This window comes from Synechocystis sp. IPPAS B-1465 (genome assembly GCF_003015225.1).
Taxonomy (GTDB): domain Bacteria; phylum Cyanobacteriota; class Cyanobacteriia; order Cyanobacteriales; family Microcystaceae; genus Synechocystis.
Window position 1 is genome coordinate 1,845,724 of record NZ_CP028094.1, and the last position, 18,587, is coordinate 1,864,310.

14 protein-coding genes are annotated in these 18,587 nt (G+C 51.1%); 8 read left to right on the plus strand and 6 right to left on the minus strand.

From position 1 onward, the window contains the following. Window positions 1-42: 42 nt before the first annotated feature. The 5 genes from C7I86_RS08790 to C7I86_RS08805 form a co-directional block, all read right to left on the minus strand. Window positions 43-1,335 (minus strand): D-alanyl-D-alanine carboxypeptidase/D-alanyl-D-alanine-endopeptidase, encoded by a 1,293-nt coding sequence (locus tag C7I86_RS08790; protein ID WP_010872884.1) that lies wholly within the window; start codon window positions 1,333-1,335, stop codon window positions 43-45. Window positions 1,336-1,394: 59 nt separating this feature from the next. Beyond that, on the minus strand, window positions 1,395-1,796 hold the full coding sequence (locus tag C7I86_RS08795) for a ubiquinol-cytochrome c reductase iron-sulfur subunit (RefSeq protein ID WP_010872885.1): 402 nt from the start codon (window positions 1,794-1,796) through the stop codon (window positions 1,395-1,397). Between the two features lie 96 nt (window positions 1,797-1,892). Continuing rightward, entirely contained in the window at window positions 1,893-2,750 is an 858-nt protein-coding gene (locus tag C7I86_RS19145; protein ID WP_234376047.1) for an HlyD family secretion protein, read from the minus strand. Beyond that, window positions 2,680-3,654: a biotin/lipoyl-binding protein gene (locus C7I86_RS19150; protein WP_234376049.1), complete on the minus strand. Its 975-nt coding sequence runs from the start codon at window positions 3,652-3,654 to the stop codon at window positions 2,680-2,682. The genes C7I86_RS19145 and C7I86_RS19150 overlap by 71 nt, the downstream gene beginning before the upstream one ends. 156 nt (window positions 3,655-3,810) lie before the next feature. Further along, window positions 3,811-6,846, minus strand: coding sequence for a peptidase domain-containing ABC transporter (locus tag C7I86_RS08805; protein WP_010872887.1), 3,036 nt, complete (start codon window positions 6,844-6,846; stop codon window positions 3,811-3,813). A gap of 359 nt (window positions 6,847-7,205) precedes the next feature. Between C7I86_RS08805 and rpoC1 the strand changes: the two genes are divergently transcribed. Next, window positions 7,206-9,086: a DNA-directed RNA polymerase subunit gamma gene (gene rpoC1, locus C7I86_RS08815; RefSeq protein ID WP_106907931.1), complete on the plus strand. Its 1,881-nt coding sequence runs from the start codon at window positions 7,206-7,208 to the stop codon at window positions 9,084-9,086. An 87-nt stretch (window positions 9,087-9,173) separates the two neighbouring features. Here rpoC1 and C7I86_RS08820 read toward each other — a convergent pair whose 3' ends face one another. Continuing rightward, complete coding sequence (locus C7I86_RS08820; RefSeq protein WP_010872889.1) at window positions 9,174-11,021, minus strand: carbamoyltransferase; 1,848 nt, start codon at window positions 11,019-11,021, stop codon at window positions 9,174-9,176. 129 nt (window positions 11,022-11,150) lie between these two features. Here C7I86_RS08820 and C7I86_RS08825 point away from each other — a divergent pair, with 129 nt between their 5' ends. From C7I86_RS08825 to C7I86_RS08855, 7 genes are all read left to right on the plus strand, one after another. Further along, entirely contained in the window at window positions 11,151-11,708 is a 558-nt protein-coding gene (locus C7I86_RS08825; protein ID WP_010872890.1) for a DUF2808 domain-containing protein, read from the plus strand. A gap of 4 nt (window positions 11,709-11,712) precedes the next feature. After that, a complete protein-coding gene (locus tag C7I86_RS08830; RefSeq protein ID WP_010872891.1) occupies window positions 11,713-12,894 on the plus strand; it encodes an FtsW/RodA/SpoVE family cell cycle protein in 1,182 nt (393 codons plus the stop codon). Window positions 12,895-12,919: 25 nt separating this feature from the next. Beyond that, window positions 12,920-14,476 (plus strand): gamma-glutamyltransferase, encoded by a 1,557-nt coding sequence (gene ggt / locus C7I86_RS08835; RefSeq protein ID WP_010872892.1) that lies wholly within the window; start codon window positions 12,920-12,922, stop codon window positions 14,474-14,476. Window positions 14,477-14,572: 96 nt separating this feature from the next. Next, entirely contained in the window at window positions 14,573-16,153 is a 1,581-nt protein-coding gene (locus C7I86_RS08840) for a TolC family protein (protein WP_010872893.1), read from the plus strand. 197 nt (window positions 16,154-16,350) lie between these two features. Continuing rightward, window positions 16,351-17,091, plus strand: a complete 741-nt coding sequence (locus C7I86_RS08845) for a WecB/TagA/CpsF family glycosyltransferase (RefSeq protein ID WP_010872894.1) — start codon at window positions 16,351-16,353, stop codon at window positions 17,089-17,091. 251 nt (window positions 17,092-17,342) lie between these two features. Then, complete coding sequence (locus tag C7I86_RS08850; RefSeq protein ID WP_010872895.1) at window positions 17,343-18,107, plus strand: iron uptake porin; 765 nt, start codon at window positions 17,343-17,345, stop codon at window positions 18,105-18,107. 29 nt (window positions 18,108-18,136) lie between these two features. Further along, a complete protein-coding gene (locus C7I86_RS08855; RefSeq protein ID WP_010872896.1) occupies window positions 18,137-18,577 on the plus strand; it encodes a hypothetical protein in 441 nt (146 codons plus the stop codon). Window positions 18,578-18,587: the final 10 nt, after the last annotated feature.

Here is an 18,587-nt window from a genome sequence, read left to right on the forward strand (position 1 = left end):
ATACAACGACAGGAATCCCAGGGGTCTGAAAATTCTTAATAATCAAGATTCAGACGGTGGGGGAGTTAGGTTACGGGCCGGATCGCCTAATAAAACCTTATCCATGGGGCCAGCATTTAAATTTTCCGGTAACACCTGCCAATGTTCGGCGATTTGTTGTAACAGTCGGTCCTGCTCGACTCGCAGACGATCAAAATTGGGGCCATTATTGATGATGGCAAACCAAACAGTGCCCCGCTCCTGGGTAGGAATAGTACCCGCTAGGGCACTGACCGTATTTAATGTGCCAGTTTTTATCGTTAATCCCTGGGGCATACTGCGCCATTCCAATGTTCCCCGGCGATCGCGCCCCATGACGGGAAAAATATCGTCAATGCCTAGGCCATGGGGTTCCAGTTGCGCCGCTAAAACTTGATACATTTTGGTCACGGCCCTGGGGGAAAGCCGATTGTCCACCCCTAGGCCGGAGCCATTTTTTAGTTGAATTTCCGCCGCTGGAATTGCCCCCAAGCGCGAGGTGGTTTGGGCCACGATCGCCGCTCCGCCTATGGCCTGGGCCAACATCTCGGCCATATCGTTATTGCTGTAGATGTTCATCTGTTTGAGCAAGGCCGCTAGGGGAAGGGATTGATGCTCTAGTAACGGTTCTAAGTTGGCGGGTAAAACAGCCTGGGTCTGGACAGCGCCAGCAATTTTTACTTGGGGCCGGGGAGTATTGGGAGGTAAATCCCCGAAGGCTTGGCTCACTGTGGCCGACCATTGGCTTTCATCCACGGCTTGTTGAAATAAAGCTCCGGCAATGGCAGGGTTGGCCTCAAAGTTCATAGCAAAATTGCCCACCGCCACCAAATCTCCGGTTACTTCCCGAATGCCTGCTTGGTTCAGGGCATTGCCCACGGCGATCGCCTCTTCCCAGACAAAGAGGGGATCATGGTCCCCAGCGACGAATAAATTCCCCTCTAAAACCCCGTTATGGATGGGGCCATCGGTGTAAAAACGGGTGATAAAACGATGGTTGGGTGCCCATTTATCCAACGCCGCCACACTGGTGGCAATTTTGGTCAAAGAAGCCGCTGGAAAAGCACTTTCTCCCTGGTTGTAGCCCAAATAGGCCCATTCTGACTGTAACCAAATGCCCTGGCGCTGGCGATCGTAGCCCAAGGATTCCAGGCGATCGAGGTAATTATCTACAATTTTGTCGATGGCCGGATCCGCTTGGGTGGGTACAGCAAAAACCTTCGCTTCCTGCCAGGCCACTTCCTGGCCAACTAAGGGTTCCCCCGCGCCCCCCCAACTGAGCAGGGCCAACACCGTCGCCCCAAAGATTCTCACCATAACTTAGCTTTTTCCTCCCACCAATTATCCAAGCGGCTTTGAAAAACCTTGGGTGGCCCCTAGGCTTTGACCAGAATGTTGTTGCCGCTCACCTGGGTAGCATAGGTAGGTAAATCCCTGATGGCGGGCCCCTTCAGCACCTTGCCGGTGGCCGCAAATTCCGCTCCGTGGCAGGGACAGACAAATTTACCATTGGCTTTTTTCCAATTCACCTGACAGCCGTTGTGGGTACAAGTGGGATTAACCGCACTAATCTGGCCACTATTACCATTGGGTACTACCGTCACCGGCCCCTTGGGAGTGTTCCCCTTCAACTCTCCCTTGGCCTTGAGGTCCGCCATGGTACCAACATTTACCGTTTGTCCTTGGCCGTTACTACTATTACCACCAAAACAACCAGTGATGACAGCGATCGCCGTACTGAAAGCAGTGTAAGAAATTAGCTTGCGTCGTTTGACCATGGTGGTAGATAAAAAGAACTGCCCCCAGTTTAGCCAAAGTTTCGATGCGGTGGCAGTTGGAAGCAGTCTGATTTTGAGGCAATAAAAGCAAGAACACTAACGAACAGTTTCTAAGCTCTCAATTTTCTTGGTAAACAGCTCTGTGAAGATGCTCATCACCGTGCGTTTTTCACGGACACGGATGTTAGCTGTGACGGACATGCCCGATTGGAGGGGAATCTCCCGCCCATGACTAACTAATTCCTGGCTATCTAGCTTGATCCTGACGGGGAATCGATAAAATTGATAGGTTTGATCGGGGGGCAGGGCATCGGAGCCGACGTATTCCACTTCCCCATCGACTCCACCAAACTCACTGTAGGGGAAGGAATCAATCCGTACGTCAACGGGCATACCAGTGCGCACGAAACCGATATCTTTATTTGTCACATCCACCTCGGCTACTAAGCTATCGGCGGGAATAATTTTGAGCAGAGGTTCAGTTTGGTTGGGGGGGGTAACGTAACCAGGGGTGGCCTTGAGGTCAAATACAACCCCATCCACCGGGGAAGTGATTTCTTGATAACCAAGGTTTACCTTTGCCCGTTCAATCTGTCCGTTTAATTCGGTCAGCCGTTTGTCGTTATCAACGATGATTTTGGTGATCTGACTATCAATTTCTGCCAGCCGCTTATTGTTGTCTGCAAGGCGATCATAGATGTCCTTATCAGTTACGGCGCTGGTGTTGGCCAGGCGGGCTTGGGCTTGGGAAATTAAAGACTGAAGGCGTGATTGCTCCGTTTCTAAGCGCTGGATTTCTGCTTGGCGGGACTCAATTTGTTGTTTTTGGCGGTCTACTTCCACCACCGTGTTAACTTTTTGCTCGATTAACTGCTGAGTCCTGTCATTGAGGGATTGTTGCTGTTTTTCTACCTGTAACCGTGCCAGGGCTCCCTCCTCTAGCAAGGGGGTCATAGGGGGTCATACTATTAACGATGCCTGCTTCAATCGCTAAGCTTTTCTCTGCCTCCACGAGGGCCGCTTCGTTGCGCCCCAATAGCCCAGCCAAGATTTTCTGGTCTTCCTGGAGCTGACTCCTTTCCGCCCTCAATTGTAGGCTGGCCTGCTGTAATTGTTTTTCAATTTGGCGAATCTCCAATTCAGCAGCGGTCACACGACTGCCTAATTCAAAGCGGGCCATTTCCAGTCGGGAAAGTTGTTCGGCACTGAGTTGGCCTTCACCACTGGCGTTTCTTAACCCCAATTGCTGACGATAAAGTTTATTTTCATTAATCAATTCAGCCCGGTTATTGGCCAAAGCCACTACTTCCCAGGGTAAGTTGAGCTGGCTGATCGCCCTCTGTAGGGTACTGCCCTCCAAACCGTTTTGCAGTAGGGTGCGATAGAAAGCATTTTCCTGGAGAACCTTAGAGCGAATATTTTGGGCGGCGGTCAATTCTGCCCGGGTACTGCTGGAATCCATGATTACCAGCACTTCACCTTTTTTGACCTTGCGGTTGTTTTCGACTAAAACTTCCTTAACCACCCCATTGAGGGGAGCATTGATGTCCTTAACTGTATCGAGGGGTTTCAGTTGTCCGGTGGCGGGGACCACCTGTTCAATGGTAGCGATGGAAGCCCAGGTCACAGCCACCACAGTCACCCCCATAATCGCAATGGCAATACCCCGGGCCCACATGGGGGACTGACGCATGACAATGGCTTGTTCCGGTTGGAATAGGGATGAGTTGGATGAGAGAGCAACGGGAGTTTTGGCAGCCTTTTCCTGTTCTTTTACGTCGGCCAAGGTGCCCGCATCCATGGTTTTGGAGCTGTGGCCGTTCCTTTGGGGAGCATGTTCCTGGGTGGGGCTATTCATAATTCTGGGGGCGATCGCCAAAGATGATGGACAAAGAGTTGATTGGGCGAGGAAATTATTTAGGCTAATGGTAATGGTATAGACAAAGTTTTAAAACCCATGGGGGCACACTGTCTGGCTAGTTGATAAAAATTCACACAGTTTTAGGTGAGGGCACTAAACATCGTCACCGCCGGCGCCCTGTTGTTGGTAAAGGTAATAGTAACGTCCCTTGAGGGCCATTAATTCGTCATGGCTACCCTGCTCAACAACGGAACCTTGGTCCATCATAACGATTACGTCGGCGCTCCGGACAGAGCTAAGGCGGTGGGTGATGAAGAAGACGGTGTGATCCTTGAAGGCATCCCCAAGGTTGATACATACTTGTTGTTCGGTTATGTAATCCAGGGCGCTGGTGGCCTCGTCCAACACCAAAATGCGTGGCCGCTGTAACACCGATCTGGCAATCGCAATTCGTTGCCGTTGTCCCCCGGAGAGAGTAGCTCCCCGTTCCCCTACCCTGGTGTTGTAACCGTTGGGCAAGGTCATAATGAATTCGTGGGCAGAGGCAACTTTAGCCGCCGAGATAATTTGTTCCGTGGTCGCGTCTGGGTTAGTCAGGGCAATATTTTCTTGCACTGTGCCTTCAAACAGGAGGGTTTCCTGGGGGACTACCCCCACCTGACGACGGAGGGAATAGAGTTCCACTTTGCCAATATCAAGGCCATCGACCAAAATCCGCCCCCCTTCGGGTTCATACAGTCGGGAAAGCAGTTTGGTCAGGGTACTTTTACCAGCACCACTCTGCCCAACCAAAGCCACAAAGGTGCCCGGGGGGAAGGACAGGTTAATGTTGTTCAACTGTAATGGCCCCTGTTTTTTAAACCGGAAACTGACGTTTTCAAACTTCACTTCGCCGGCAATTTCGGGCATGGGAATGTTTTGGCGATCGCGCTCCGATTCCTGGGGCGTATCAACAATGTCCGCCAACCGTTCCAGGGACAGGGCGGTTTCCTGGAAGTTCTGCCAGAGTTGGGTCAAACGCAGAATAGGGGAGGTAACGTAGCCGGCAATGATCCGAAAAGCGATTAACTGACCCAGGGTTAAATCCCCATCCAACACCAGGGATGCCCCCACCCAAAGTACGAGTAAACCGGATAACTGGTTGAGAAAATGACTGGAGGAGCTAGCTAGGGTAGAGGTAATGACAGTGTTGAAACCGGCCCCCACATAACGGGAATATTTGTCCTGCCATTGCCAGCGGGAGCGCAACTCGATGTTTTGGGCTTTAACGGTCTGAATCCCTGACATTACCTCCACTAGATAGGACTGGGTTTGGGCGTTTCTTTCCGCTTTGAGCCGTAACTGCCTACGAATAAGGGGGGAAAATACCAGAGTCAAAATAACAAAAATGGGCACAATTCCCAGGGCCACCGCCGTCAGCAGAGGGCTGTAGATAATCATCACGACGATGTAGACCACAGAAAAAACGGAGTCCAACACCACCGTCAGGGCCGTACCTGTTAAAAATTGCCGAATATTTTCCAGTTCGTTAACCCTGGTGGAAATTTCCCCCACTGGGCGGTTCTCAAAATAGCGCAGGGGTAACCGCAGTAGGTGGTCGATGATCTCCGACCCCAAACTCATGTCGATGCGATTGGTGGTATCTACAAATAAGTAGGTTCGTAGGGTGCTTAAGAGGGCCTCAAAAATGGCGATCGACACCAACGCAATACCCAGCACCTGCAGGGTATCTTTGCTGTTTTGCACAATCACCTTGTCGATGATGATTTGGATCATCAAGGGATTGGCCAGACCAAATAGTTGGACAAAGAAGGATGCCACAAAGACCAGCAGGAGAATGTAGCGGTACTTCACCAACGCTGGCCAAAACCAACTCAAGCCGAACCGTTGCTGGGGCGTATCTTTGGAAGGGTACATCATCAGCACTTCCCCTTGCCCCTCTTCTCCCCAGGTTTCAAGAAACTCACTGGTGTCGCGTTTGACTAGACCCAATTCCGGTACGGCAATTTTTACTTCCCGATCGCCAGCTTCGTAGACCAGGGCAAGGCTATCTTGCCAGCGGATGAGAAAAGGGACCTGCATTTGCCCAAAAACTCCCTTGGGGATGCGGACCAACTGACTGGTCAAACCCATCAACTCCACAATGGCACCGCAAATGGGCAAAGAAAGGGCTTCACTGCGCTTAATTTCTTCGGTGACAATCCTTTGGATGATGTCCCGACGGAAAGGCATACCGAAATATTGACTAATCATCTGGAAGCAGGCTACCCCGGCATCGGTGGGATTTTGCCCCCGCACAACGGGATAACTTTTGCGCCCAGATTTGACCACGGTGGGCTCTGGTAGCGGCTCTCCCAATTGGTTGGGGTCAGCATAGGGAATATCATCCCAGGGGGAATCTTCTGGAGCGAGGCGGGTCACCGTGGCCAGGGGCACTTCTCCATGGCCGTTACCATTGCCATTGGTTTTCGATCCAGAACTTCCCGGGAAAAACCGGGGTAAAGGAGGTAGCCCAATCAAACGGACAAGGGTTTGGGCCTTGAGCACCAAGGCAGAGTCTGGATCAGGCAAAGCGCTACCCCGGGGACATTGCTCCAATTCACCACTACTCACCAACCAAAGTCTTTCGGGATCGGGCAAATCACTGGGCAAACTGTGGCTACCGGGTTGCAACTCGTAAACCTGACTCTGGGGCAACATTTCCAGGGTTAGCTGGCGCAAATCCACATTGCCTTGGGCGGTGCGTTGTAGCTGTTCCCCTAATAAATCGAATAGTTCCACCCGACCGCATTGGTGGCGATAAACCCTGGCTAGTTCAGGATACTTATCTACCAAAGCTAAAAACTCGTCCCTAGTGAGGCTGGCGCAAATAGTTTCCGTAGAGGCGATCGCCGTTTCACAGGGGACATTTCTGATGGCGTTGTTATCCCCAATCACTGCCCCATTCTGGAGCAAAGCCATGGTGGCGGGGTAACCAGTGCCGGGGTCGTAACCGAGTAGTCTTGCTTGCCCACTGACTAAGAAATAAACATTATTGGCCAACTTTCCCCGGGCAAGAATTATCTGTCCCATGCGAAACCTTAGCGGCCTCAGTTTTGCCGCTATCTCGGCGATCGCCGGGGCAGGAAGTTGAGCAAAGGGTTCAATTTCCCGCAAGAAGGATTGATAATCGGCAATGGTCAGACTCATAGCAACAGATAATTTAAAGACGGGAAAATTGATTTGGCAAATAGCTGCGCGACAACTAGCGACGGCTTTGGATATGTTGAAACATCTTCACCTTTCAACCAAGGTTTTAGACTACCGAAAAGCCAGGCAGTACCCCTAAGGGTCTCCACTTCCCCCCAGACATTACAACAGATCGGACTTTTTTCACCAGACCTAGTTCCAGATTCTCCTCCAAACAAGTTTGGCAAAACACCTGTTGTCCCACCGAAAAACTATTCCAAGTATAAGAAATTAGACCCATTGATTGACCCGGTTTCCCATCCAGGGGCCGATAAATATCGTACAATGAAGGGTCTGAAATTTTTTGTTCCTTGCCCAGCATGAAAGCCCAATCAGAACCTCGGTTTGATTACGTCAAAATTGCGATCGCCTCCCCCGAAAGGATCCGCCAGTGGGGAGAACGCACCCTACCGAACGGCACCGTAGTGGGGGAAGTGACCAAACCCGAAACCATTAACTACCGGACGTTAAAGCCGGAAATGGACGGTCTGTTCTGTGAAAAAATCTTTGGTCCTTCCAAGGATTGGGAATGCTGGTGTGGCAAATATAAACGGGCACGGCACCGGGGCATTGTTTGTGAGCGCTGTGGCGTGGAAGTAACGGAATCTAGGGTTCGTCGTCACCGCATGGGCTACATCAAATTAGCCGCCCCCGTCACCCACGTTTGGTATCTCAAAGGCATCCCTAGCTATCTCAGCATTCTTTTGGACATGGCCCTGCGGGATGTGGAGCAGATCGTTTACTTCAACGCCTACGTGGTGCTCAACCCCGGCAATGCCAGCAATCTGCAATATAAGCAACTCCTGACTGAAGACCAGTGGGTAGAAATTGAAGACCAAATTTATGCTGAAGATTCTGAGCTAGAAGGTATCGAAGTGGGCATTGGTGCGGAAGCGGTGCAAAGGCTCTTAGCAGAATTGCAACTGGAAGAAGTGGCGGAAAAGCTCCGGGAAGAAATTCTGGCTAGTAAAGGACAAAAGCGGGCCAAGCTGATTAAACGTCTGCGGGTAATTGATAATTTCATCGCTACCCACTCCCAAGCGGAATGGATGACCTTGGATGTGATCCCTGTTATTCCGCCAGATTTACGTCCCATGGTGCAGTTGGATGGGGGGCGCTTTGCCACCTCTGACCTGAATGATCTCTATCGTCGGGTAATCAACCGTAATAACCGTCTGGCCCGTCTGCAGGAAATCCTCGCCCCGGAAATCATTGTCCGCAACGAAAAGCGGATGCTCCAGGAAGCAGTGGATGCCCTGATCGATAATGGTCGCCGGGGTCGCACCGTCGTGGGTGCCAATAACCGGGCGTTGAAATCCCTTTCCGACATCATTGAAGGTAAGCAGGGTCGTTTCCGTCAAAACCTCTTGGGTAAACGGGTGGACTACTCCGGTCGTTCCGTTATTGTGGTGGGCCCCAACCTCAAAATTTACCAATGCGGTCTGCCCCGGGAAATGGCGATCGAGCTATTCCAGCCCTTTGTGATTCACCGTCTGATCAAACTAGGCATTGTTAACAACATCAAAGCGGCCAAGAAATTGATTCTCAAGGGCGATCCGCAAATTTGGAGCGTATTGGAGGAAGTGATCACTGGACACCCCGTTATGCTCAACCGGGCACCCACTCTGCACCGTTTGGGTATCCAAGCCTTTGAGCCAATTTTGGTGGAAGGGCGAGCCATCCAACTCCATCCCCTGGTGTGTCCTGCTTTTAACGCTGACTTCGACGGGGACCAAATGGCTGTACACGTCCCCCTTTCCCTAGAGGCCCAATGTGAAGCCCGGCTGTTGATGCTGGCTTGCCATAACGTTCTTTCCCCCGCTACAGGTAAACCCATTGTGGCTCCCTCCCAGGACATGGTATTGGGCTGTTATTACCTCACCGCAGAAAATCCCAATGCCCAAAAGGGAGCAGGACGTTACTTTGCCGGGATCGAAGATGCCTTGCGGGCCTATGACCACGGCCAAGTGGATCTCCACTCCCAAATTTGGATTCGCCATCTGGATGAAGATGTGGTGACGGAAAAACCAGACACAGAGGTCATCAAAACCGAGGATTTGGGGGATGGCACGGTGATGAAATATTACCGGGAACGGAAAATCCGTGAAGGAGTTGATGGGGAGATTATTACTCAGTACATTCAGACGACTCCGGGGCGGATCATTTACAACAAAACGATCGCCGAAGCGTTGGTGTTCTAAGCCTAGCTAAAGCCGTTAGTAGTTTATCCAGCCGTTTAACTTTTTGCAGTTGCGGCTGTTTTTTTGGAATAAACAGGATGAGAATGTTTAATCTAGCTCAAATTCTTCCTGCCATTTTTGATCCTGCTCCCTTTGGGGTTGGGCGGTTTTAGCTAAAACAAAATTTTCCAACACCAAGTAATCCATTTCCGTCCGCATAAAGCAACGGTAGGCATCTTCTGGGGTGCAGACAATGGGTTCCCCGCGCACGTTGAAGGAAGTATTAACCAGTACTCCACAGTCTGTCAGGGCTTCAAATTGACGCAGTAGTTGATAGTAGCGGGGATTGGTTTCCGGATGAACGGTTTGAATTCGAGCAGAATTGTCCACATGGGTGATGGCAGGTAGTTGGGACCGGGGAATGTTTAATTTTTCAATGCCAAATAGTTGCTCTTGTTCAGGAGTCAATGGCAAACGCAATTCTTCCCTTACATCGGCCACAATAAGCATATAGGGGCTGGGTTGGTCTAGCTCAAAATAATCACCCACTTTTTCGGCCAACACGGACGGGGCAAAGGGGCGAAAGGACTCCCGGTATTTGATTTTCAAATTCATCACCGATTGCATGGTGGTGTTGCGGGGATCTCCTATGATGGAACGTCCACCCAGGGCCCGGGGTCCAAATTCCATCCTTCCTTGGAACCAACCCACCACATTGCCTCCGGCGAGGATATGGGCCACTTTGCCAAATAAATCTTCATCGGAGTAATAGTCGTAAACTGCTTGTACAGCGGGACCTTTCAGATAAGTTTCAATTTCTTCGTTGGTAAACCTAGGGCCTAGGTAGGAACCGGCCATGGCATCGGGTTTTCGCACCATTCTTTCATTCTGTAAATACTGGTGCCATACTGATAGGGCCGCTCCGATCGCCCCTCCCGCATCTCCAGCGGCCGGTTGAATCCAAATATTTTTAAATTTGCCTTCCCGTAGTAAGCGACCATTGGCCACACAGTTGAGGGCTACCCCCCCGGCCAAACAAAGATTTTCCAGCCCCAATTCTTCGTACACCGTATTGCCCAAGCGGAGCACGACTTTTTCCGTTACCACTTGAATGGAAGCGGCAATGTCCATTTCCCTTTGGGTTAACGGACTTTCCGGCGATCGCCGGGGCGCACCAAACAGATCGGCAAACTTTTTATTGGTCATGGTGAGACCAGTGGCATAGTTAAAGTAAGCCATGTTGAGGCGAAACGTGCCGTCAGCCTTCAAATCCAACAGATTATCTAAAATTAAATCCACATATTTCGGTTCTCCGTAGGGGGCCAAACCCATCAGTTTATATTCGCCAGAATTAACCTTAAAACCCGTGTAGTAGGTAAAAGCGGAGTAGAGCAGACCCAAGGAATGGGGAAAATGAATTTCCCAATGGGGCGTTAACTGATTACCTTGGCCAGACCAAAGGGAAGTGGTGGCCCATTCCCCCACCCCATCCATACAGAGCACTGCCGCCTCATCAAAAGGACTGGGGAAAAAAGCTGAAGCGGCGTGGGATTGGTGATGTTCGTTAAATAACAAAGGAGGCAAATCTTTGGTCTTACAGTCGCCCAATTCTGCTAGGGCTTTTTTTAAGACAGTTTTGAGGTAAAGTTTTTCCTGCAACCAAGCGGACATGGCGGCAATGAAAGACCGCAATCCCCTGGGGGCAAAAGCCAGATAGGTTTCCAGTAACCGTTCAAAGGTCACTAAGGGCTTTTCGTAGAAAACAATATAATCCACTTCTTTTAAACTAATACCTGCTTCCCCAAGACAATAATTAATGCCTTGGGTGGGAAAAGAAGCGTCGTGTTTTTTGCGGGTAAATCTTTCTTCCTGCACTGCCGCCACAATAACGCCATCTTTGACCAGGGCCGCCGCACTGTCGTGGTAGTAAGCAGAAATGCCAAGAATATGAGTCACGTTAAACTATCCTGACCAAAGGGAATGTTGGTGTCGCTGTCAATGGGTCGCCCCGTATAATAACTTGGGTTGGGAACTAGACCGATCGCCAATCCGTTTATCTTTCATAGAAGCCGGGATTTATCAGCTATGTCGAAGAATTTTAACTTGCTATTGGGCACCCTGGTGGGGGTTAGTTTAGTTTTTCCCCAGGCGATCGCCGTCCAAGCCCAAACAGACCCTTTTCCCGCCAATGCCACCTTTTTTACCGGCACTCCCCCCAGTTTGGCCGATGTGGATGCGGACTTTAACGGCATTAATATCCCCAACAGCAGATATTTTTTTAGTGTTAGTCTGCCTGCGGGAGAAATTGAGCCCCTAGGCAAGGTAGTGCTGCACCAACAACCCAATCCCTCTCCTATTAGTCTGGATTTAAGTCAAACAGAAGTATTTTTGGGCCTGCCTTCCCAACGGGGTAACGACTTGGCCAGTTCTGCGGTTTCCACCAGCGGCGATTCCCAAACCATTGTGGTGCAGTTCAATCCCCCCATTGCTCCTGGTAACACCGTCACTATTGCTCTGCTAGCGGAGCAAAACCCAGAAGTGGCAGGGGTCTATCAGTTTCGAGTACAAGCCTTTCCCTCCGGGCCAGCCTCTGTTGGTCTAGATTTGGGCGTGGGACGGTTACAATTTTACGAAAATCGCTAGCTCCATGATCACCGCCGCCAATTTGCTCCGAATCATTTTCCCCTTTTATGACCCTGAGGTACTGCGGTGGTCGGGGGAAGCCCGTTTGATGCGGACTTTGTTCTTCGCCTGGATGGCAATGGGCGTGGTGGTGCTATTTTCCGCTTCCTATGCGGAAAGTCTGGATACCAGCGGCACAGGCCTGAGCATTATCCTCAAACAAATTGCCTATCTTTGGCTGGGGCTAAATATTTTTAATTTTCTGGTGCGTTTGCCCCTCCAGGTCTGCCTCAAGCTAGTGCCCTGGTTTTTGATTGTGGTTTTACTGCTGATTTTTTTGACCAAAAGCGGTTTGGGAGTGGAAGTAAATGGGGCCCGTCGTTGGATTAGTTTGGGACCAATCTTGATCCAGCCGTCAGAATTTATGAAGCCCTGTTTAGTGCTGCAGGCGGCTAATTTGTTCGGCAATTGGCATCGTTTCCCTTGGCGATCGCGCCTCATTTGGTTGGGCATTTTTGCCCTAACCCTAGGTAGTATTTTGCTCCAGCCCAACTTGAGCACCACTGCCCTGTGCGGCATGGGGTTATGGTTAATTGCCCTAGCGTCCGGTCTTCCCTGGATTTATCTCATTTCCACTGCTCTGCTGGGGATAACCACTGCAGTGACAAGTATTTCCATCCGGGACTATCAACGGGCTCGGGTCACCTCTTTCCTCGACCCCTTTGCCGACCCGAGGGGCGATGGTTACCAGTTGGTGCAAAGTTTATACGCGATCGCCTCTGGGGGAGTTCTCGGGAGGGGATTTGGCATGTCCCAGCAAAAATTATTCTATTTGCCCATCCAAACCACGGATTTTATTTTTGCTGTCTTTGCGGAAGAATTTGGGCTAGTGGGCTGCATTACCTTTTTAGCGTTCCTCGGCCTATTTACCACCATGGGGCTGCGGGTGGCCATGCGTTGTCGCCATCGGGTCAAACGATTAATTGGTTTGGGAGTAGTGATATTTCTAGTGGGTCAATCTCTGCTCAACATTGGTGTGGCCAGTGGCGCTCTGCCCACCACCGGTTTACCTCTGCCATTTTTCAGCTATGGTGGTAGTTCCTGTTTATCAAGTCTAGTCTTAGCAGGGCTTTTGGTGCGGGTGGCCAGGGAAAGCAATGAAGCAGAAGTGATTCCCCTAGGAACAAAAACTGCTCCGGCGGTTTAATTTTCAATTGTTATCGAAACTTTCTATGGCGGGTAAAACCACTGGGGTTGTGGCGGCGGGCCATGCCCAAACGGCAGAAGCGGGCAAATGTATGCTCGAAGAAGGGGGCAATGCCTTCGATGCGGCGATCGCCTCGGTGTTGGCGGCCTGCGTAGTGGAATCGAGTTTAACTTCCCTGGGGGGAGGGGGTTTTCTGCTGGCCCAGACGGCGGCGAAGAAGAGTTACCTGTTCGATTTTTTCTGCCAAACACCCCAAGTTAACCCAGGGGAAAAAGCAGTGGACTTCTACCCCGTTGCCCTCAATTTTGGTGGAGCTTGGCAAACTTTTCACATTGGTAAAGGGGCGATCGCCGTGCCGGGGATGGTGGCGGGATTATTTGCGGCCCATAGGAAACTGGGGCAGCTACCTTTCAAAGTATTGATTGAACCAGCGGTGGCATATGCCCGCCAGGGATTTACCCTCAACCGTTTCAATGACTTTACCAATGGTCTGCTGGAGCCAATTCTGACCCAACAAGAGGAAGGCAGAAAGTTTTACGCTCCCCAAGGAAAAATTCTCCGCCAAGGGGAAAAGGCCTATCTGCCCCAGTTTGCGGACGTGCTGGAACAATTGGCTCGCCATGGCCCGGATTGGTTTTACCGGGGAGAGTTAACCGAGTGGGTGCTGGAATCTTTGGGGGAAGCCAGTGCTCTGACCGCCAAGGACTGGGCCGACTATCAGGTGGAAATTCGTCTACCCCTGCGGGCCCAATATCGCCAACGGCAACTGTTAACCAATCCTCCCCCCAGTGCCGGAGGCATTCTCATTGCTTTTGCTTTGCAGTTGCTAGAAAAATACGATTTGAGCCAATATCCCCTGGGCAGTGCGGCACAAATTCAGCTTTTTAGCCAAGTGATGGCCCTGAGTAACCAAGCCCGTCGGCAATATTTAGATGGCAATCTCCACTGTGGGGACATTGAAGCAAAATTTCTCGGCGGCGATCGCCTGGCCTCGGAACTAGGACAATCAAAATTTATCAATAAATTGGGTAGCACCACCCACATCAGTGTTTTAGACGGAGAGGGCAATGCCGCCAGCTTAACCAGTTCCAATGGGGAGGGGTCTGGGCATTTTATTCCCGGCACGGGCATTATGCTGAACAACATGTTGGGGGAAGAAGACCTCAATCCCCAGGGCTTTTACCAATGGCCACCGGGGCAACGCCTATCATCGATGATGGCCCCCACTATACTTTTAGACCAGGAACAACCCCGGCTAGTTTTGGGGTCAGGGGGATCAAATCGCATTCGTAGTGCCATTTTGCAGGTGGTCTGTCATCACCTAGATTACCAATTACCCTTAGCCGAAGCGGTGGGGCGGGAACGTATTCATTGGGAGGCCCATAAATTAGATTTGGAGCCAACCTCTGTAGCTGATATTCTGGCCCAGTTGCGATTTGACGACGGCACCCAGGGTACCCTTTGGACGGAACAAAATATGTTTTTTGGGGGAGTTCATGGGGTTGCCACCACCACTGCGGGGACCATGGAAGGGGTTGGAGATCCCCGGCGATCGGGGGCCGTGGCCTACAGTCTGGAATAACATTGGTTACAATTCTTAGGGCAATGCGGTAAGTTATTTAGCGAACAGCGTTTCCCCTTTTTGCGATTACGGCTGAGTTGTCTGGTCACATTCCCAATGAAATCAATCCATCCGCTCAAATTTTGGTCTTCTTCCACTCTGTTGTTGCTACTCAGCACCAGCGTCGGTGTCTTTTTGCCCGGCTTCAGTGGCGGCCAGGGGGCGATCGCCGTGGCCCAAAGTGTTTCTCCTCCGGACAATGCACCATCGGCAGAAACAGGAAATAATGCTGATGACAGTGGGTTTCCTCTTCCCCAATTACCGGACACAGCGCCCAACGAGCGCTTAAATCCCTCCGGTAACCCCCTCATGTTTCCCACCAAGCCCGACGAGGTGGACACCACAGTTCGGCAAGCTATTACTTTGGACGAAGCCATTGATCTGGCCCTGAGAAATAATGAACAACTCCAGCAGGCCAAGCTATCCCTAGAGCAACAGGAAGCTGGTTTAATGGCGGCAAGGGCGGCCCTTTTCCCTAGCCTGGACACGGATTTTACCTTTAGTCGGGATAGTAGTGCGGCGGCCGAAGCCACCAATGCCCTCATTGCCAACCAGAATCAAACCACTACCGTCAACCCAGAACTGCGTTCGGAAACTAGCACCAATGCAGTGGGTAACATCAACCTGACCTATAGTATTTATGCCGGGGGGGAAAGGAGCGCCCAAATTGCCAAAGCCGAGCAGTTGGTGCAAAACAGTCGCCTCCAGGTGGAAGTGGTGGCAGAACAAACCCGCTTTGAAGCCACAGATCGTTACTATGCTCTCCAGGGGGCCGATGCCCAGGTGGCGATCGCCCAAGCCTCCGTGGAAGATGCTTCCCAGAGTTTGCGGGATGCCCGTTTGTTAGAACAGGCCGGGTTGGGCACCCGCTTTGACGTGTTACGGGCGGAAGGAGATTTGGCCACCGCCAACGAAGCTTTAACCAGGTCGATCGCCGATCAACGCAATGCCCGCCGCCGTCTGGCCCAATTGTTGAGCGTGGGGCAACGGGTGGAATTAACCGCCGCCGATGAAATTGTGGAAGCCGGGGATTGGAGCTTACCCCTGGATGAAAGCATTGTTCAAGCCTATAAAAACCGGGCTGAACTGGAGCAACAATTGGTGCAAATTGAAGTGAGCGAACAGGACCGCTACATTGCCCTGGCAGCCATTAAACCCAGGGTGGATTTTCTGGCCAATTACACCTACCAAAATAATTTTGATAGCAGTGCCGGGTTAGTGGATGGTTATGCCTTTGCCGCTCGAGTACGGTGGAACTTTTTTGACGGGGGCCGGGCCTTTGCCGAAGCTCGCCGGGCTGATCGCCAGATGGACATTGCTAAAACTGCTTTTTCTGAGCAAAGAAACCAAATTCGTTTGGAAGTAGAGGAATCCTACTACACCCTAATTTCCAACAAGGAAAATATTGGCAGTACCCGCACCAACGTCATTCGTTTTGAAGAAGCCCTCCGTTTAGCTCGACTACGGTTCCAGGCTGGGGTAGGCACCCAAACGGACGTTATTAACGCCCAGCGGGACTTAGCCAACGCCCGGGGAAGGTTCCTACAGGCGATTATTGGCTATAACCAATCATTGAACCAACTACAACGCTCCATCAGTAATTTGCCCAACAATCATTTGTTTGATATTCAGCCTTAAACGCTGTCTGAGACGATGGGATGATGGGTGGTTAAAGGTGCTGATCAAAGTTTCCTTGAGAAATTGGCGATTCTTCCCTCGTATCCTTGTCACTTAAACTCCGGCAATTCTGGGAGAATACTAGACTGAGTCCCATCCCTCTGGACAATGCGGAGGGAAATGATTAAGGCACTTCTTCACTTCAATTTATTTTCCCTATGGTCACCAACTTTGCTGAGCCAAGCTTGCCAACAGCCTCGGTTTTTGGGGTGAAGGTGCACCTTTCTGATAACTATGGTCATTGGCTAGAAAATTGTCTGCAAAGGGGTCAGGGAGTCCACGTGGTCACCCTCAACTCGGAAATGGTGATGCTGGCCGAGAAGGAACCAGCGGTGCAAGAAGTGATCCAAGGGGCAGAATTGGTCATTCCCGATGGAGCAGGGGTAACCATTTATCTAAAATTGGAAGGCATCGAGCAAAGCCGTTGCCCTGGCATTGAACTAGCGGAGGCCATGGTGCGTCACATTGGCGAAGGTAAGGATAATCAGCCCATTGCCTTTTATGGAGGAGCACCGGGTATCACTGAACTAGCAGCCCAGCGTTGGCAGCGGGAATATCCAGGATTAAAAATTTTGGCTAACCATGGTTTTTTAACCGAATCGGAGCAGGACGCTTGGCAACAAACTCTGGCCCGGGAACGACCCTGTCTAATTTTGGTCGGTTTAGGAGTTCCCCGGCAGGAGTATTGGATTCGGGACCATCGTCATCTTTGTCCCCAGGGCATTTGGATTGGGGTGGGGGGCAGTTTTGACGTGTGGTCCGGCACGAAACAGAGGGCACCGGAATTTTTCTGTCGCTACAACCTGGAGTGGTTTTATCGGCTATACCAAGAACCTTGGCGCTGGCGGCGGATGTTGGCCCTGCCCAAATTTTTCTTCCGTACTCTGGTGAGCCGTTGATAATTCTTCAAACAAAATTGGCCCTTTATGCAGTGGAAATGTTCCAGGGGTTAATAATCGGGGGAAATTGTGGATAAAGGTTACGGCTGGGGGAAATTGGGTTACATTTATTAGGTATCGCCGTCTAAATTGGTGTTGATTGGCAGGCGATCGCCCACACCTCCGGTTACGCTGACGACATATTAAATTTTATTAACTTTTGCGGCTTATTTTCCAGTCCGTTGGTCATTTTGGTTGAGGAGTGTTCTGTAATGATTAACCGATCGATGAAATCTTGTTTGTTAGCGGCCCTGGGGGGATTGCTACTAGGGGGGATGACTCCTCCGGCGATCGCCGACCCCGTCAGTCTTGTCCCTGGTATGCCTGCCCCGGCCCCAGATAAGGAAACAGCCCAAGCTAACTATGACCGGAGTTACCAAGCCTATACAGAGCTATTGGGGCAAGTCACCAGCATTAACCAGTTCCGGGATGTTTCCCCCAACAACTGGGCCTACGAAGCATTACGAAATTTAGTGGATAACTACGGCTGCATTGTCGGTTATCCTGACCGCACTTTCCGGGGCGATCGGGCTTTAACCCGGAACGAATTTGCCGCAGGTTTGAGTGCCTGCCTCACCCAGTTGGAGGCCAGGATGTTAGCCTCTCGGCAACAATTGGGGCAGTTTATGGAAGAGAAAGAAACTTCCGTCGCCGCTGGAGATACTCTGGAGAATGTTTTCACCCGAGCTTCCTACAATGCCACGGGGCGTTTTTACGACCTCACCAGTATTTCTGGCCAAGCTAACAAAATTTTTGGTTGGCGTAGTTGGCCCGGTTCCTACTTTGACAACATGATTGCCGAAGATGCCGCTGTGGTGGAAGCCGTTTACCAAGATGCTTTGGAGCAACAAACCAGGGGGACCGTCATCCATACCAGGGATTTACCTGATCCTTTCAACCAATCCCTGTTGGAAGATTGGTCTCGTTACACCCGTTTTGGCAATCCCACTCTGCCCCCCACTGCCCCAGGTTTTTAAGGCCCTAACGCTCGTTTCCCTTTGAATCTATGTTTTTAACTGCTCTGCGGTCTTTCCTTCTTTTTCTGGCGGTAACCTGTCTGTCCCTGGCGATCGCCATGCCCGCCTGGGCTCTAACGGAGGTGCCCCTGACAGAAATTGACTATAAACCCTGTCCAGCAGACTTAGCGGAAGGCAATGTGGGCAGTGGTTCGAGCAGCCCGGCTAACTGTTTTTTGGTAACCGGCATTGCCAACAATCGGACGGGGAAAACAGTGTATGATGCCGATGTTTTTGGACGCATTTACGATGCTAACCACGAACCAGCCATGCAAAACCGGACTCGCTTGGGTAACATTGCCGAAATTCCTCCTGGAAAAAGCGATTTTGAGGTGCGCATCAGTGTACCCGCCCAGCAACCTCTACCTTTGCAGTTGGAGCAGTTTAAAGCCTCGGGTTTTTCCGCTAAAATCCGTGGCCAGGCACTGTAAGCTTTGTTGA

Excerpts from the sequence above, each read along its gene's own strand:
- C7I86_RS08855 (WP_010872896.1), top strand. The coding sequence starts at position 18,137 with ATGTTTTTAACTGCTCTGCGGTCTTTCCTTCTTTTTCTGGCGGTAACC.
- C7I86_RS08850 (WP_010872895.1), top strand. The coding sequence starts at position 17,343 with ATGATTAACCGATCGATGAAATCTTGTTTGTTAGCGGCCCTGGGGGGA.
- C7I86_RS08840 (WP_010872893.1), top strand. The coding sequence starts at position 14,573 with ATGAAATCAATCCATCCGCTCAAATTTTGGTCTTCTTCCACTCTGTTG.
- C7I86_RS08805 (WP_010872887.1), bottom strand. The coding sequence starts at position 6,846 with ATGAGTCTGACCATTGCCGATTATCAATCCTTCTTGCGGGAAATTGAA.
- C7I86_RS08825 (WP_010872890.1), top strand. The coding sequence starts at position 11,151 with ATGTCGAAGAATTTTAACTTGCTATTGGGCACCCTGGTGGGGGTTAGT.
- C7I86_RS08830 (WP_010872891.1), top strand. The coding sequence starts at position 11,713 with ATGATCACCGCCGCCAATTTGCTCCGAATCATTTTCCCCTTTTATGAC.
- ggt (WP_010872892.1), top strand. The coding sequence starts at position 12,920 with ATGGCGGGTAAAACCACTGGGGTTGTGGCGGCGGGCCATGCCCAAACG.
- C7I86_RS08795 (WP_010872885.1), bottom strand. The coding sequence starts at position 1,796 with ATGGTCAAACGACGCAAGCTAATTTCTTACACTGCTTTCAGTACGGCG.
- C7I86_RS19150 (WP_234376049.1), bottom strand. The coding sequence starts at position 3,654 with ATGAATAGCCCCACCCAGGAACATGCTCCCCAAAGGAACGGCCACAGC.
- rpoC1 (WP_106907931.1), top strand. The coding sequence starts at position 7,206 with ATGAAAGCCCAATCAGAACCTCGGTTTGATTACGTCAAAATTGCGATC.
- C7I86_RS08845 (WP_010872894.1), top strand. The coding sequence starts at position 16,351 with ATGGTCACCAACTTTGCTGAGCCAAGCTTGCCAACAGCCTCGGTTTTT.
- C7I86_RS19145 (WP_234376047.1), bottom strand. The coding sequence starts at position 2,750 with ATGACCCCCTTGCTAGAGGAGGGAGCCCTGGCACGGTTACAGGTAGAA.
- C7I86_RS08790 (WP_010872884.1), bottom strand. The coding sequence starts at position 1,335 with ATGGTGAGAATCTTTGGGGCGACGGTGTTGGCCCTGCTCAGTTGGGGG.